Source organism: Algoriphagus aquatilis (assembly GCF_042657405.1).
In the GTDB taxonomy this organism is placed as follows: Bacteria; Bacteroidota; Bacteroidia; order Cytophagales; family Cyclobacteriaceae; genus Algoriphagus; species Algoriphagus aquatilis.
Map to the genome: position 1 here is coordinate 311,629 of NZ_JBHSKS010000004.1, position 16,665 is coordinate 328,293.

The 16,665-nt window shown below is 44.9% G+C and carries 10 protein-coding genes; 3 read left to right on the forward strand and 7 right to left on the reverse strand.

Translation table 11 applies throughout. The features are described from left to right. Positions 1-59 precede the first annotated feature (59 nt). Entirely contained in the window at positions 60-1,259 is a 1,200-nt protein-coding gene (locus ACFPIK_RS07630) for a voltage-gated chloride channel family protein (protein WP_377913859.1), read from the forward strand. Here ACFPIK_RS07630 and ACFPIK_RS07635 read toward each other — a convergent pair. The 4 genes from ACFPIK_RS07635 to ACFPIK_RS07650 are packed head-to-tail and all read right to left on the reverse strand — an operon-like array spanning position 1,256 to position 6,372. Continuing rightward, positions 1,256-2,065: an ion transporter gene (locus ACFPIK_RS07635; protein WP_377913861.1), complete on the reverse strand. Its 810-nt coding sequence runs from the start codon at positions 2,063-2,065 to the stop codon at positions 1,256-1,258. The genes ACFPIK_RS07630 and ACFPIK_RS07635 overlap by 4 nt on opposite strands. 24 nt (positions 2,066-2,089) lie before the next feature. Next, positions 2,090-4,561, reverse strand: coding sequence for a bifunctional UDP-N-acetylmuramoyl-tripeptide:D-alanyl-D-alanine ligase/alanine racemase (locus ACFPIK_RS07640; RefSeq protein ID WP_377913863.1), 2,472 nt, complete (start codon positions 4,559-4,561; stop codon positions 2,090-2,092). Then, positions 4,562-5,623, reverse strand: a complete 1,062-nt coding sequence (locus ACFPIK_RS07645) for a lysylphosphatidylglycerol synthase transmembrane domain-containing protein (RefSeq protein ID WP_377913865.1) — start codon at positions 5,621-5,623, stop codon at positions 4,562-4,564. Between the two features lie 2 nt (positions 5,624-5,625). Next, positions 5,626-6,372: a segregation and condensation protein A gene (locus tag ACFPIK_RS07650; RefSeq protein ID WP_377913867.1), complete on the reverse strand. Its 747-nt coding sequence runs from the start codon at positions 6,370-6,372 to the stop codon at positions 5,626-5,628. A 179-nt stretch (positions 6,373-6,551) separates the two neighbouring features. On the opposite strand from ACFPIK_RS07650, the gene dxs reads away from it, so the two are divergent. Then, on the forward strand, positions 6,552-8,465 hold the full coding sequence (gene dxs / locus ACFPIK_RS07655; protein ID WP_377913869.1) for a 1-deoxy-D-xylulose-5-phosphate synthase: 1,914 nt from the start codon (positions 6,552-6,554) through the stop codon (positions 8,463-8,465). Between the two features lie 13 nt (positions 8,466-8,478). Next, positions 8,479-9,240: an alpha/beta fold hydrolase gene (locus ACFPIK_RS07660; protein ID WP_377913871.1), complete on the forward strand. Its 762-nt coding sequence runs from the start codon at positions 8,479-8,481 to the stop codon at positions 9,238-9,240. An 88-nt stretch (positions 9,241-9,328) separates the two neighbouring features. Here ACFPIK_RS07660 and ACFPIK_RS07665 read toward each other — a convergent pair whose 3' ends face one another. The 3 genes from ACFPIK_RS07665 to mfd all read right to left on the reverse strand — a co-directional run bounded on the left by ACFPIK_RS07665 (position 9,329) and on the right by mfd (position 16,636). Beyond that, positions 9,329-11,743, reverse strand: a complete 2,415-nt coding sequence (locus ACFPIK_RS07665) for a S9 family peptidase (protein WP_377913873.1) — start codon at positions 11,741-11,743, stop codon at positions 9,329-9,331. 141 nt (positions 11,744-11,884) lie between these two features. Beyond that, positions 11,885-13,108 carry a gliding motility lipoprotein GldJ gene (gldJ, locus tag ACFPIK_RS07670; RefSeq protein WP_377913875.1) on the reverse strand — a complete coding sequence of 408 codons (1,224 nt, stop codon included), beginning with the start codon at positions 13,106-13,108 and terminating at the stop codon, positions 11,885-11,887. A gap of 177 nt (positions 13,109-13,285) precedes the next feature. Then, on the reverse strand, positions 13,286-16,636 hold the full coding sequence (gene mfd, locus ACFPIK_RS07675) for a transcription-repair coupling factor (RefSeq protein WP_377913877.1): 3,351 nt from the start codon (positions 16,634-16,636) through the stop codon (positions 13,286-13,288). Between the last annotated feature and the right edge of the window lie 29 nt (positions 16,637-16,665).

Genomic DNA, 16,665 nt, shown 5'->3' on the forward strand with positions numbered 1-16,665 from the left:
CAAATTATTGGACACGCTCCGTTCTTTGTGCCATCTTAAGATCCTTCAACTAGCATCCCTTGATAAGATACCTTTTGAATTGGCTCGGATTAGGCACTTTGGTGGGCATTTTGTCCGGTACTGCTTCAGCTATTTTTTTGGCTTTGCTTTCTGTAGCTACAGATTTTCGAGACAGTCACCAATGGCTTTTGGCTCTTTTGCCTGCCGTAGGATTCGGTATCGGCTATATCTATCACCATTATGGGGCCAATTCTGTGAAGGGTAATAATTTGCTTCTGGAAGAACTGTACCAAAGTAAAAATCCCATTCCGCTTCGAATGACTCCCTTGGTGCTTTTTGGGACTATATTCACCCACCTCTTTGGTGGATCAGCCGGACGAGAAGGTACGGCAGTTCAGATGGGAGGTTCACTTGCCGATCAACTGACCAAGTGCTTTTCGCTGGATGTGGAAAGCAGGAGAATAATCCTCATTTGCGGCGTAGCGGGAGGCTTCGCATCCGTTTTTGGGACTCCATTGGCAGGAGCTGTCTTTTCACTGGAATGGATGTTCAACCGAAAGTTTCGTCCGAGATCTATTTTTCCAGCGTTCTGGACTGCCTTTGTAGCCCATTGGGTGTGCGAGTTGGGCTGGGGCATTGGGCATACAAGCTATGCCATTGCTGAAATTGCTCCTCATACTTTAATTAACTTACTGTGGATTATTCCTGCAGGAATAGCATTTGGACTTGCTGCGAGGCTTTTTGCTGAGACGGGTCATTTGGTCGGTGATGTTTTCAAAAAAACTATTTCCTACCCTCCGCTTCGTCCTGTCATAGGTGGAGCAATAGTGGCCATGATTGTTTTTTCAACAGGAGCCTACACCTACATTGGGCTGGGAATCCCTAGAATCATGGAGGCATTTGAGACCCCGTTGCCTTGGTATGATTTTCTGGCCAAAACAGGATTGACTGGGCTTACACTAGGTTCAGGATTTAAGGGTGGGGAAGTGACCCCATTATTTTTCACTGGAGCGACTCTGGGAAATGCACTTTCCGCTTGGATACCTCTGCCTTTGGCCTTGTTGGCAGGATGTGGTTTTGTGGGAGTTTTTTCCGGAGCGACCAATACCCCTATAGCCTGTACTGTGATGGGAATGGAGCTCTTTGGATACCAAGCGGGGATTTATCTGGGAATAGCTTGTTTGGTTGCTTTTGTATTCAGCGGGCGGGGAAGTATTTATTCGGCACAGCAGGTGGGTTGGAAAAAGAGGTTGCCTTAGTTAACTTCATTTCCGCATTTTCTACAAAAAGAATCTCCTTCTTCCACCCGCTCAAATCCGCAGAAGGTGCAGGATTTGAGTGATTCAAAATGCTCTGGCTTTCTCCTGCGTACCATTTCCGAGCTCACAATCCCTGTGGGAACAGCGATGATCGCATAGCCAAGTAGCATGATGAGCGAGGCCATCAATTGGCCCAGCGGCGTGGACGGGGTAATATCTCCAAAGCCCACTGTGGTCAGGGTGACAATAGCCCAATACATGCTCACGGGTATGCTTGTAAATCCATGCTCGGGTCCCTCAATCACAAACATCAGGGTACCCATGACCAAGACAATGGTCAATACGGTGAATAGGAAAATCTGAATCTTTGCAGCGCTGGCTTTCAGCGATTCTCTTAAGAAATCCGCCTCAGCAAGATATCTTCCCAGTTTTAGAATTCGGATTACTCTGAGTAATCTCAGCGCACGGATGACAGATAGAAGTTGGGTATTGGCAATGAAGAAACTGAGGTAAACAGGCAAAATGGCCAATAAGTCAACGATACCATAAAAGCTGATGACATACTTCAGGGTTTTGCTGGTTAGCCAAACCCGAAGAGCATATTCTACGGTGAATAAAAAAGTAAAGGAAAGCTCCAGCACATAAAACAGTCGCCCATATTCCCGATGAAGATCTTGCACCGAGTCAAGGACAGCTACCATGATAGATCCAATAATGATCCCCAAAAGGGCAATATCAAACGTTTTTGATGCGGGATCATTTGACTCAAAGACGATGTGGGCGAGGTATTTTTTACTCAGCTTCATTCAGGAAGTTAAGAAAATTCATCCTCAATCGAGGTAATAAACCCGCTTGACTCGGGTGCTGATATTGGTCAAAAGTTCATAAGGGATCGTCCCTATCTGGTCTGCAAGCTCCTTGAGTGAAATTTGCTCGCCATAAATGATGGCTTCATCACCTGCTTTTACCTCAGAAAAATCAGAGACATCTACCATGACCATATCCATGCAGACATTCCCGATCACCGGGGCTTTTTTTCCTCGAATAAGCACATAGCCATTTCCTCCGGAGAATCTACGATCATATCCGTCTGCATAGCCGATAGCCAGAGTGGCGATTTTCCCTCCAAAAGGCAAGATTCCCTTTCTGGAATATCCTACGGTGGCACCGGCCGGCAATTCTTTAACCTGTGAGATCGTAGTTTTTAGCGTGCTTACCGGCTTAAGTGAAGCGTCGTGTTTTCCTGTTACTTCCACGCCATAAAGCCCAATACCCAAACGCACCATGTCCATTTGGTAATCAGGATAGCGGATAATTCCTGCGGAGTTTAGGGCATGAATCAGTGGTTTGTAATCTAATATAGACTCCACTTCAGACTTCATGGACATAAACTGATCCAACTGCTGAATTGAAAAATCGTGGTGAACTTCTTCATCCGCTCCCACCAGATGCGTGTAAAGGCTAGCGATGTTCAACTCTGGAAATTCAGAAATCAGTTTTTTCAGATCTTGCAAGTGTTTTTGCTCAAAGCCTAAACGGTGCATTCCTGTGTCCAAATCGAGGTGAATCGAAAGTTGGATCTGATGATGTCGGGCATAGAGTCCAAGTTTTTTGAGAAACTCAGGGCTGAATACCACGGGTTCAAGGTCGAACTCCCTAAGCAAATCGAAAGATTCCTCAACAGGATTAAGCACCATGATGGGAAGGCGAATTCCCTGCTTTCTTAAAGCAACCCCTTCATCTGAAAAAGCCACTGCTAGGTAGTCTGCCCCCATGGTTTGGATGTGGTTGGCGATCTCGGCCGCTCCTCCGCCGTAGGCAAAAGCCTTGACCATGACCATTAGCTTAGTTCCGGGTTTGATTTGCTTTTTGTAAAAGTTGAAGTTATGGGTGAGTGCATTTAAATTGATCTCCAGGGTGGTGCCATGAATTCGTTGTTGCAGGCGATTCACGATTTTTTCGAAAGCAAATGAGCGCGCTCCTGTGATCAGCAGCAGGTCATTTTGGAAACTTTCGGGATCCACATTTTGCAAAAATTGCTCCGTGGAGGCATAGGTTTTTGATTTTTCGGGGAAAAGGTTTTCCAAGCGTTTCACCTCTAAACCTACTCCAATGATCTGGTCCAGGCCATAAGACTGAATTAATTCACCTACTTCTGAGTAAATCTTTTCGGGCAAGCCCTGCTGTAGCAAGTCTGAGATGATCAAGATCTTGGACCGCTTGGGCCGCTGCTGGCTCATGAATTCCAAGGCTACTTTTAGCCCCGCCAAGTCATTGTTGTAGGTGTCGTCAATGAGAAGCGAATCATTTAGACCCGGCTTTAGGGTCAGGCGCATATCCACCGGCTTCAAGTGGTTCAGACCTTCCTGAATTGCCAGTATATCCTCTCCCAAGGTCAGCGCTGCGATGATCACATGGGTGACATTTTCCAAGGATGCCTGATCCATAAATGGAACCTGAAAGGTCATGGTGTTCAGGTCGCTTTTCATTAAGGCGATCCGGGTTTTTCCTTCCAGCGTTTTCCAGGAGACACTGAAATCTGCTCCTGGTTTTTTGGACCAAGAGATCAGTTTTTCAGAAGAGATTTGTGATTCAATTTCTTTAGTAAGGTGCTGATGATCTTTGCAATAGATCAGAAGTTTTGATGCGCTGAATAGCTTCAGTTTTTCTTGGATTTTTTGTTGTAATCCAGAAAAACCTTCCTCATGCGCTGACCCGATGTTGGTGAAAATTCCCAAATCAGGTAAAATCATTTGGGACAGGGTCTCCATGTCTCCGGATTTGGAGACGCCTGCCTCCAAAATCGCCACTTGATGGTAAGGTTGGATACCAAAAATAGAGAGCGGTACCCCTACCTGCGAATTGTAGCTTTTCGGGCTTTTGGCCACCGCAAATCGTTGACTGAGCACTTGGCCCAGCCATTCTTTGATAATGGTTTTGCCATTGCTGCCGGTGATTCCTACGATGGGTTTGGAGAAATTGGATCTTTGAAAAGCAGCAATGTGCTGTAAAGCTTGCCGGGTATCCTTGGTGTAGATGAAGGTGGCACAATCCACCCAATTTTCATTAACCTTCCAATCTTCATGTACCAGAAATACCCGAATACCTTCTTCGATCAGCTCAGGGATAAAATCGGCACCGTCAGCTTTTGCTCCTCTCAGCGCCACAAAGAGGGTTTGCTCGGCATGCAGAATCTGTCTCGAATCAATGCTGATTTGAGAAATCAGCTGATCTCTTCGAGTTCCTTGGGCTTTTCCCCCGGTGATTTCTTCGAGTTGAGCGATGGAAAGTGAAGTGAGCATTTAGTCTTCTGCGTGTTTCTTTTTGAAAAAAACCTGCCGGATCCATCTAGGAAGGAAAATCGCTCCTAGAATCAGGTATGGATAATAGGAAAGTAATCTCCACACGATACTCGTCACGAAAGTGTATTTCCCCAAAAACTCGGCGAAAAACTGACCATAGAAAAATTCAGCGGTGCCACTACTTCCCGGTGTCGGTGAGATCATCATCACGATCCACATGATCACCTGTCTGGCAAATACGATGACGTGGTCAAATACATCCATCGGCACAAAAGCCCAAATCAATGCATTAAGCATCAGGTATCGAGATGACCAAATAAAAATGGTTGCCCCAATAATCGGCAGCCAATACGTATAGCTTTTCCCTGAAAGTTGCTTTGAGGCTTCGATAATTTGATTGCCGTATTCCTGTGCATCATGCTTCCATTTTCTAAGAAATTTGATGGAAAAGATTTTGATTAAAATCCACTTGAATACCCGAGGACGGTAAAATAAAGCAGCCGCCATGACCAAGCTGTACGAAGCATAGAGCGAATAGCTGATCCAGAAAATGGCTTGTAGACTATTGCCCAACTGAGATTCCAATAGTTTACTATCCGGGAAAATATTGCCTTGAGCAAAATAGAGAATAATCGGAGCTCCAATGACAAAGAAAAGGTTGTCCAAAATAGCCGTAACCATCACATAGGCAATTGCTCGGCCCATTTTGATGCCTTCCTTATTTAAAATGAACATGGCCACTGCAGTACCACCCACCACAGAAGGAGTCACTGCCGATGCAAATTCCCAAAGGATAATTACGTAAATCGCTCTGGTCCAAGTCAGCTTACGATCTGTGATTTCTCTGATTCGAAAGACATAACCAAAGTCTCTGAAAAAAATGACCAATATAGCAAGCGAGATGAAAATAGGAGATGCATCTACTACGACCTTCAGATTAGCTGAGGTCAGGTTTGGATCCATGTAAAACATGGCGAAAACGATAGCCAATCCGATAAAGACCGGAACCCAGATTTTGTTTGGGTTGAGAGTTTGAAGGATCTTTTTATTGTCCAATTTCATACTTAGACTGCTACAGGCTCGATTTTTTCCACCCAAAAATTATTATATCCTTCTCCGATAATGATGGTCACTTGAGAAAGTTGGAGGAGTTCGAGGATAGCCAAGAAAGTATAAATCACAAAGATTTTATCTGGTTTGTACGAGATAAACTCAGTAAATGGGACTTGTTGTTTGAAACTTATCTTTTCCAGAACAAAGTCTTTTTGCTGTTCGATCGTGTAGGGATACTGAATGACAGTATGTTTGGTTTCCTCTGATCTGGAGGCCATTCTCGCCATGCATTTCTGGAATACTTTCAAGAGCTTGTACAAATCCACATGCTGCAACTCAGCCTCCACATCTTCCAGCTTGCTCAATTCCTGAAGTTCTTTTGCCAGATTACCTCTTTTTTCTTTAGACATCCGATCGGACTCCAGCTGAGCGAGTTCTTCTACCACAGATTTGTATTTCTTGTATTCCAGAAGATTTCTGACCAGTTCTTCCCTGGGATCAACTTCTTCTCCATGCTCGTTGATTTCAGGCCGAGGTAAAAGCATCCGTGATTTGATCTTCATCAGGGTAGCTGCAAAAAGTATAAACTCACTTGCAACTTCGATTTCCATTTTTTCCAATTGATGGATATAATCCAGGAAGTCATTGGTAATCTTGGAGATCGGAATGTCATAAATATCCAGTTCATCCCGCTCGATGAAGAAGAGCATCAGGTCGAATGGTCCTTCGAACAAGGGTAATTTGATCTCGAAACTCACCGGATATTTAATTTAATGGGTTAATTTTGCCACCTCGTAGCCAAAGATATTCAATTAAGGTAAATTAATTGGAGGGAAACGAAATATTGGATCTTGACGACATTTCAGGCATTTAGCTTGCATGGCAAACAAACTTTCCAACTTGAAGTTATCCTTCTTTGACACCAACCACATCGAAAATGCAGATCACACCTGGTCCATTACTAGCCCAAATACAGACTCCAGAAGATTTAAAGAAATTTCCTAAAGAGAAGTTGGTCCAAATCTGTGAAGAGTTGCGCCATTTTATCGTGGATAATGTGTCTGTGTATGGTGGCCATTTTGGGGCAAGTTTGGGAGTGGTGGAGCTTACTGTGGCTCTTCATTACGTTCTCAATACCCCTCAAGATCAGTTGGTTTGGGATGTGGGTCATCAGGCTTATGGTCACAAAATCCTGACCGGGAGAAGAGAAAGATTCCATACCAATCGAGTGTATGGTGGGTTGTCAGGATTTCCAAAGCGAAAAGAAAGTGAATACGACACTTTTGGTGTAGGTCACTCGAGCACTTCGATTTCAGCAGCTTTGGGCATGGCTATGGCTTCCAAATACAAGGGTACCGATATCCAACATGTAGCCGTAATCGGAGATGGATCGATGACCGGTGGGATGGCTTTTGAAGCGATGAATCATGCCGGCGTCAGCGGAACTAACTTGCTGATCATCTTAAATGACAATTGCATGTCTATCGACCCCAATGTAGGGGCTCTGAAAGACTATTTGACAGATATCACGACTTCCCACACTTACAATAAGGTAAAAGATGAGGTGTGGAACATTTTGGGCAAGCTGAGCAAGTTTGGCAGCAGTGCACAGGAGATCATTTCCAAAGTAGAAGGTGCCGTTAAGTCAGCCGTGCTTAAGCAAAGCAATCTTTTTGAGTCGCTCAATCTCCGATATTTCGGTCCTGTAGATGGGCACGATGTGGATCACTTAGTGGAAATTCTCAAGGATATGAGAGATATCCCCGGACCAAAAATCCTTCACTGTGTCACGGTCAAAGGAAAAGGCTATGGCCCGGCAGAAAGCGGAAATAAAACCACTTGGCATGCTCCGGGTACCTTTGACAAGGTTACCGGTGAGATTTTCAAGAAAGTGCCAACTACCCCTCAAGCACCCAAATACCAAGATGTTTTTGGTCACACCTTAGTCGAATTAGCTGAAAAAGATTCCCGCATCATGGGAGTCACGCCAGCGATGCCTTCCGGATCATCCATGAATATCATGATGAAAGCGATGCCGGATCGGGCTTTTGATGTGGGTATCGCTGAGCAACATGCGGTGACTTTCTCTGCCGGCATGGCAACCCAGGGACTGGTTCCATTCTGTAACATTTATTCCTCGTTCATGCAGCGGGCCTATGATCAGGTGATTCATGACGTCTGTCTCCAAAACTTACCGGTGGTATTTTGTCTTGACCGTGCTGGTTTTGCCGGTGCAGATGGGCCTACTCACCATGGAGCATATGACATTGCCTATTTCCGCTGTGTGCCAAATCTGGTAGTCGCATCACCAATGAATGAGGAAGAGCTTCGAAATATGATGTTTACCGGTTCTACCTACGGTGGACCGTTTTCAATTAGATACCCAAGAGGAAATGGTGTAATGCCCCAATGGAAGACTCCTCTAAGAGAAATTCCAGTAGGACAAGGTCGTATCATTCGCGAAGGTGAAGACATTGCTATCCTTACCCTTGGACACATGGGCAATTACGCCATGGAAGCTTGTGCATCTCTTGTCAAGGAAGGCTTGAATCCTGCACACTACGACATGCGTTTTGTGAAGCCGTTGGATAGCGACTTGCTGCATGAGGTATTTTCTAAATTCAAGAAAATAGTCACTGTAGAGGACGGATGTCTGATGGGAGGATTTGGGTCTGCGGTTCTGGAATGGATGATGGATCATGGCTATCAAGCTCAGGTTAAACGTTTGGGGATTCCTGATGACATCATCGAGCATGGTGAGCAGATCGAGTTGCACCGAGAGTGCGGTTTTGATCCGGAAGGAATTGCTGCCACAGTCAGAAGCCTCGCTGAGCACGTTCACGTTTCTTAAATTCAATCTTCGTATGATTCATTTTTTTGAAAAAGGCAGCGGTCAGCCTTTAGTGCTTATTCATGGGTTCTGCGAAAGCGGAAATATGTGGAATTACTTTGCAGAAGAGCTATCAGATAATTTTCGTGTGATTTGCCCTGACCTTCCCGGATTTGGAAATTCACCGATTTCTGGAGATCAGATCACTTTGGAAGAAGTTGCGGTGCGGTTGGAAGAATGGATGGAGGAAAATCACATTGCTGATCCGATTGTCATTGGTCATTCCTTGGGAGGCTATGTGACGTTAGCCCTGCTAGAGCTAATGGGCAGTCGAATCAAAGCTGTCGGATTGTTTCACTCTACTGCGTTTCCCGATGATGAAGACAAAAAAGAAATGCGAAATCGAACCATTACTTTTTTGAAGAAAAATGGGGTTGAAAAATTCGTTACTTCCTTTGTACCTCCGCTTTTTCCCGAAAAAAGAAGAGAAGAACTAGCTGCAGAAATAGAATCAGCAATCGAAGATGCCAAGCGCTCCTCTTTGGACGGTCTGATTGCCTATGCGGGAGCGATGCGAGACAGAAAAGATCGACTGGAAATCCTGAAAAATTTTGCTGGACCCAAACTCCTGATCGCAGGAACTGAAGACGGGGCAGTGAAAATAGAAGCGAGTCGAGCGCAACAAGATGCCTTTTCACACTACATCGAACTCCAAGGTGTAGGCCACATGGGAATGATAGAAGAAAGGGAAAAGACCTTGGAGGTAGTCAGGGAATTTGGTGTCTTCTCCAGTTAATCAAAACCAATAAATACTATAAAAAAAGCCCTGCCAGTTGTTGAAAATCTGGCAGGGCCGATCAGTTATGGGGTTTTTAATACCTCCATTACTTTCTATTCTTCACATATTTTTCCAACCAAGTATCCATTTCCCACAGGGTGTGCAGGACAGATTCTTTAGCAGCGTAGCCATGGCTTTCGTGAGGGAGGAAGACCAATCGGGTAGTTGCCCCGTGACCTTTCAATGCATTGTAATAACGCTCGGATTGGATCGGGAAAGTACCTGAGTTATTGTCGGCCTCACCGTGGATCAGAAGGATTGGAGTCTTTACTTTGTCTGCAAAAGAGAACGGAGACATGTTGAAATAAACCTCCGGAGCCTCCCAATACGTACGTTGCTCGTACTGGAATCCAAATGGAGTCAAGGTACGGTTGTAAGCACCGCTTCGAGCAATTCCTGCTGCGAAGATGTTGGTATGTGAAAGCAAATTGGCAGTCATAAATGCTCCATAGGAATGGCCTCCCACGGCGATTCTATTTCTGTCTCCAACTCCCAATTCCACAATATGATCGATGGCTGCCTCGGCATTGGCCACCAGCTGCTCAATGAAGAAGTCGTTTGGTTCCTGATCGCCTTCCCCTACTATTGGCATTTCAGTTTGATCCATGATGGCATAGCCTCGCGTCACCCAATAGATCGGTGAGCCCCAACTCAGTCTGGTAAAGGTATATTTTGACCCGCGAACCTGTGCGGCATCAGCAGCTGATTTGTATTCTCGAGGATAGGCCCACATCAGCACAGGTAGCCTTCCGTCCTTGGCAGGATCGTACCCCTCAGGAGTGTAGACCACAGCCGAGAGATTGAGTCCGTCTTTTCGCTTATAGGTTACCAATTGCTTTTTGATTCCCTTGATCGACTCATACGGATGGGCAAAAGAGGTCAATTGGATTGGGGCAATTCGCTTTTTGGTATTAATCAACCAATAGTTAGGCTGAAGGTCGGTGCCTTCTTTGATGGTAATGAACTCGGTGGCATCAGCAGCCAATACTTTTGACACTCTTTCGTAATAAGGTGCCTGAGATCTCCAAAGGATTTTCTGTTCCTTGGTAGATGTATTAAAGGTTGAAAGAAAAGGCATACTTCCCTCCGGTCCGGCACCTTCGGAAGTCATAAAGACCAACTCACCCTTTCTCATCAAAACATTCCTTCCAAAAGCGTTTCTTGTGAAAAGAGGGTTTCCTGGGTCATTGTACAAGTCATCGGAAGATCGTTCGATGATGACTTTCGGAGCTTGTGCAGGATTGGATGGATTGATTACCGATCGCTTTTCCACTCTGCTTGCAAACCAACGTTCATTCAGGATCGCAAAGGAATCATCTGACCAGTTAATTCCTCCAAATCGAAGGGTTGTTCCAACTAGTTTCTTCTTGTCTCCGGTAAAGGGTGCCGAAAGCGTGTACACGATATCCCGCTCAACTACTTTTACTTTGGGATCACCTTTGTCCTGAGCTTCTGCCCAGTACAAGGTGGCCGCCTGATCTGCTCTCCAACTTATTCCTCTTGGTCCGGTCACAGTGGCATCAAAACCTGTCGGACGAACTTCATCCAAGGGAATCTGTGCCAGTGTTTTTACAATCTCTCCTGAAGTGGTCCAAATTTCTACGGAGTACGGAAATCGGTCAGCGGGCACCAAGTAAGAGAATGGCTTCTGAATGGATTCAATCAATAAATAATTTCCGTCCGGACTGATATCCATAGATTTGATCATGGCTGGTTTGCCAATGGGTGATTTACTCCCGTCTAAGCTCACTTTCATCAATTGGGAATCCATGAAGTAAGCAAAAAGTGTCTCATCATACGGGTTGGCCAGGAGATCTTGGTAGGTTCGGCTTGGGGCTGCATTGCCTGAAGTCTCTTGAATGACTGGTCCCGCTGGGGCCAAAGGAGCTTTCGGCATAGCTCCACGCGATGGATTGACTGCCTTGATGATGATGCTATTATCAGGAAGCCAGGCGACTGAATTTCCGAAAACCTGATTGAGGATAGGTTCAGTCAGTTTTTTCGCCTCATAGGTAGTCATATCTACTACCCAAAGGCTAATGCCATTGCTTTCTGTTTGGGTAAATGCCAAGTACTTTTCATCCAGTGAAAGTGAAAAGCCATTCATTTTGGGATTCGATGGAAGTCCCTTGATTTGGATTTCTTCTCCGGATCGGGTCTTTTTGATTTTGATGTTGGTAAATCCTCCTGCCCGGCTTGGACCGGAAATGGCAGGATTGATACGAATACCACCGATTCTTAGCTCAGGCTGGGCTAAGTCCTCTATCGATGGGGCCTCTGTTCTATCCAGAATCATCATCATCGAACCATCTTTATTGAAGGTCACCGAAGGTGTAGCTGGCGCAGTAAATAAATCAGCAATTGATTTGGGAGGTGTCTGGTAGGTGGTCTGTGCAAAAATTGGCTGCGCAAAAGCCAAGGCCACCAAAACCAATCCTTTGAAGAAGGTCTTGTAGATCATAAATGATTTGGGTTAATTCTATTGGAAGGTAGGAGAATTGATACAAATCCTAAAGCCAAAAATCCTTCAGTGGTCAAACCAAAACGCTAAAACAAAAAAAACCCAGCTGAAAAGCTGGGTTTGAGTAGATTTAATAAAACCTTATTTGCCTTTATTTCCGATAGAGATCATCGCACATCTGAAGCCGATATTGTTGGTGGCCGAATCTTGGTGCATAAATCTTCTTGTACCTGGGGCTAACCAGTAGGCCACATCTTTCCAAGAACCGCCTTTGTACACTCTCATTTCATCTGTGAACAAAGAAGTCTCATAATTTTCCTCCTCGTCATAGACACCGTCTTTTCTCAGCGGATTGAGATCATCTGCATCTTGGAAGGTGAGCGGGCGATACACGTCATACACCCATTCATTCATGTTACCTGCCATGTGGTAAAGTCCAAAATCATTTGGAGCCATATCGTACACGTTGGTAGGAAGGATTTCACCGTCATTTCTTTGGTTACCTGAGATACCGGCGTAGTCACCTCGTCCTCTTTTAAAGTTTGCCAAGAAGTCACCTTGCTTACCTTTTCTTTTCACGTTGTAAGGATTTCTGATGCCTCTTCCGTCCCAAGGATAGATCCGGCCATATTCTTGATTTTCGTCCAAATATTGGGTTCCAATCATTGCTTTTGCAGCATATTCCCACTCTGCCTCATTTGGTAGACGGAAATCAGCCATTACCACCCCACGCTCGATCAATTGAGTTTTGGTCATGGTTGAATCCAATCCTCTGTCTTTTCGGATAAGTTCTTGGACAAATTCAGTTCTCCATTTGGCATAAGCAGAAGCTTGCTTCCAAGAGACACCTGCTACAGGATAGAAATTGAAACCTGGGAATCTGAAATAATAGGACTGATAGAGGTCATTAAAAGACATTGCTCCAGACCAAACATTTTCAGAAGGTTCTAATTTTTTCAGAGAGTCTGCGCTGACTCTTTTTTTCATGTCAAAAAGAAATTCCCGATAGTCATTATTGGTCATTTCTGTTTCGTCCATGTAGAAGGAGGCGATGGAGACTGTTCTTTCTAAGTTATCTCGAAATGCCATCACATCCTCTTCTTGAGAGCCTAATACGGTACGACCACCTTGGATAAATTTCAAGTTTGGCCCGGGGATTTGCTCTGCATTTTTTGACACAAAAAATTGGGTTGTGTCTTGTTCGTCAAAGGAAAAGTCTGCACCTGTTGTCGCACTGCGCTTTCCGGGATCGTTGGCCGTTCTACGACCATATCCAGGAGATTTTTGACAGGAAGACAGAAAGGAGGCAGAAGCCAGCATCATTGCCGTGGCAAATATTCCCCAAGATTTGTTGTTTAGACGCATAGGTTCAAATGTTTTGGTCTATTTCAGTTGCTAATATAGGGTCGTTGGACTCTTCATCCAACGTAATAATTTTAACCTTTTTCGATAAATCCACTTCACGCCAATCAAATGGCTTGGTTTTACAAAATCGGTTGGCTGAAGTACAATATTTATGCCAGTTAAATTTTATTAAAACCCTCAAGATTTCATCTCCTCAAGTACTTTTAGAGATTTTTGAATCGTTGAAACTCCCTCGATGGTCAGTATCAAACGGTTTTTGTATTCTTTTATTTTACAGACCTTAGCATGTACTTGTGCAAACTTCATGATCTTGCCAAAAACAGGCGAAGAATAGAAGTCATCCCGATTGGCAGGCAAAAGGTAACACTTCATTTGCTTTCCTTTAAGTACAAGCTTCTCTATTCCAAGACTTTCTGCTTGCCAACGTAAATGAACCGTTTCCATCAGGTCTTTTACCGGATTGGGGAGTGGTCCAAACCGGTCGGATAGCATCTGTCCAAATTTTTCGAGTTCTTCTTCAGTTTTCAGCCCATCCAGCTTGGAATATAGGCCCAATCGTTCACTGATATTGCTGACATATTCCTCGGGAATAAGTAGCTCCAAGTCTGTCTCAATGGTACAGTCCTGAACCAAAACTTTGACTTTTTCTTTCAGATCTGTTTCAAACAAAGCGGCAAATTCATTCTCTTTAAGTTCCTGAACAGCCTCATCCAGGATTTTGTGATACATCTCAAAACCCAGGTCGGTGATAAATCCGCTTTGCTCCGCGCCAAGGAGATTACCTGCTCCCCGAATGTCCAAGTCCTTCATTGCTACTTTGAACCCATCTCCCAAATCAGAGAATTCCTCCAAGGTTTGAAGCCTTTTTCGCGCTTCAGGCGTGAGTCCTGACATCGGACTGGTAAGTAGGTAACAAAAGGCCTTTTTATTGCTTCGTCCTACTCGACCTCTCATCTGGTGCAGGTCCGAAAGACCAAACATGTGCGCACGATTGATGATGATGGTATTGGCATTAGGAATATCCAGTCCTGATTCGATGATATTGGTCGATACGAGGACGTCGTATTCATGATTGATAAAGCCGACCATGATTTTTTCCAGCTTTTCTCCATCCATCTGGCCATGTGCTCCGATCACTCGGGCATCGGGTACCAGTTTCATGATGAGATTGGCGATGCTATCTATTTCTCCGACACGGTTATGTACAAAGAAAACCTGCCCTCCTCGTCTCAATTCATAGGCCACGGCATCCCGGATGACCGCTTCTTGGAAAGTTTGCACCTCTGTAGTGACCGGCTGTCTGTTGGGTGGAGGAGTGGCGATAACTGAGAGGTCTCTTGCGCCCATCAGAGAAAAATGTAGAGTTCTTGGAATTGGCGTTGCGGTAAGTGTCAACACATCCACATTGACTCGGAGATTTTTGAGTTGGTCTTTGACTTTCACCCCAAACTTTTGCTCCTCATCAATGATCAAAAGTCCCAAATCTTTGAACTCGATGTCTTTGTTGACAATCTTATGTGTGCCTACTAAAATGTCTATTTCACCGGATTTGACCTGTTCTTTGATCGATTTGATATCCTTGGCTGAGCGGAATCGGTTGATGTAATCCACCTTGACGGGGAAGTTTTCCAATCGCTCCTTAAACGTCTGAAAATGCTGCATGGCCAGGATGGTCGTTGGCACAAGCACGGCAACCTGCTTGCGATCATTTACTGCTTTGAAGGCAGCCCGGATGGCTACTTCTGTTTTTCCAAAACCCACATCCCCACACACCAGACGATCCATAGGATAGGTTTTTTCCATATCCGACTTGACATCCGCGGTTGCCGAAGCCTGATCTGGGGTGTCTTCATAGATAAATGAAGATTCCAATTCCACCTGTAAAACTGAATCCCTAGAAAATGCAAATCCGTGTGCAGATCTTCGTTTGGCGTACAGTTGGATTAGGTCTTTGGCGATGTCTTTGACCTGCTTTTTTACTCGTGATTTTTTATTCTCCCATTCCGGTGAGCCAAGTTTGGACATGGAAGGAACTTGACCTTCCTGACCCGAATACTTGGAGATTTTGTGCAGGGAATGGATATTGACGTACAGCAGGTCGTCATCCCGGAAAATCAGTCGCACAGCTTCTTGCATCTTGCCGCCGACATCGACTTTTTCCAAGCCTGCGAAACGCCCCACGCCATAATCCACATGGACGATGTAGTCACCGGGATGCAGGGCTTTGAGTTCTTTGAGGGTTAGGGCTTTGGATTTGCTTGCCTTAGCGCGAGTTTTATAGCGATGAAATCGCTCAAACAACTGGTGGTCGGTGTAACAAACGAGTTTGGACTGTCTGTCAACAAATCCTTCTCTCAGCCCCAAGAGCATACTTTGTACCTGAAGCGTCGGATCAAGTTCCCGGAATATTCCCAATAGACGGTCGATTTGCTTCTCGTTTTCCGCCGTGATCAGATTGACAAATCCCTGCTTCTCATTCTCTGCAAGGTTATTGACTAAGAGGTCAAAATTCTTATTGAACGATGGCTGAGGCTGGCTTTCCCACACGAATTTCTCTTCGGCTTTCAAGTAAAACTGCCGGCCAAACTCCACAATTGAAAAGGGTTTGATGGCATTGGAAAAATCCTTTCCTTGATCAAAAAGATGCTCCGGCTTGAGAACGAGCTTATCGGTTTTAGTCTGGGCGACGATTTGTGCAAAGGCTTGCTCCGCCTTGTGAAAACACTCATCCATCACGTCCAGAGTCAGCTGATAATCTTTGATCCAAAGGGTGGCATTTTCAGGAAGAAAGCTCAAAAAGGATTGCCTTACTTCCTGAAGCAGCTTGGTCTGTACATTGGGAATGAGGGAAATAACTTCCACGCTGGCAATGGATAGCTGCGTCTCAGGATCAAAGGTTCGGATGCTTTCGATCTCTTTTCCAAAAAGCTCCAGTCGGTACGGATGCTCATTAGAAAAAGAAAATACATCCAAAATCCCCCCACGAATGGCAAATTGACCCGGTTCGTAGACAAAATCTGTCCGCTCAAAATCATAGGAAGCAAGTACCTCTGCTACAAATTCCATGTCTACTGATTCGCCCACTCTGGCAGAAAACGTGTTTTCGACCAGCGACCGTTTGTTGATCACTTTTTCATAAAGTGCTTCCGGGTAGGTGATGACGATTCTGGGTTTCCCTTTTGTTTCCAGGATTTGATTGAGCATTTCTGCCCGAAGGAGGACATTGGCATTGTCTACTTCATCGTATTGATAAGGTCTCTTGAAGCTACCCGGAAAAATCAGGTGATCTTCCTTTGCCAGCAGGTTTTGGAGATCCGAATTGAGGTAGGCTGCTTCTTCTTTGTCTTGTGCTATGATCACATGAAATCCACCTTTTTGCTCAAAAAATGCGGAAAACAGCACCATGTCCAAACTGCCCGAAAGACCTTTGATCTGAAGTTGGAAGTTTTTGTCCGAACTCAGCCGATGGGATAGCGTCTGAAAAATCGGATCAGATTGGTAGATGGAAAGAAAAGACTGCCTGTCCAAGAGGATTGGGGTTTGGGGAAATTAGGCTG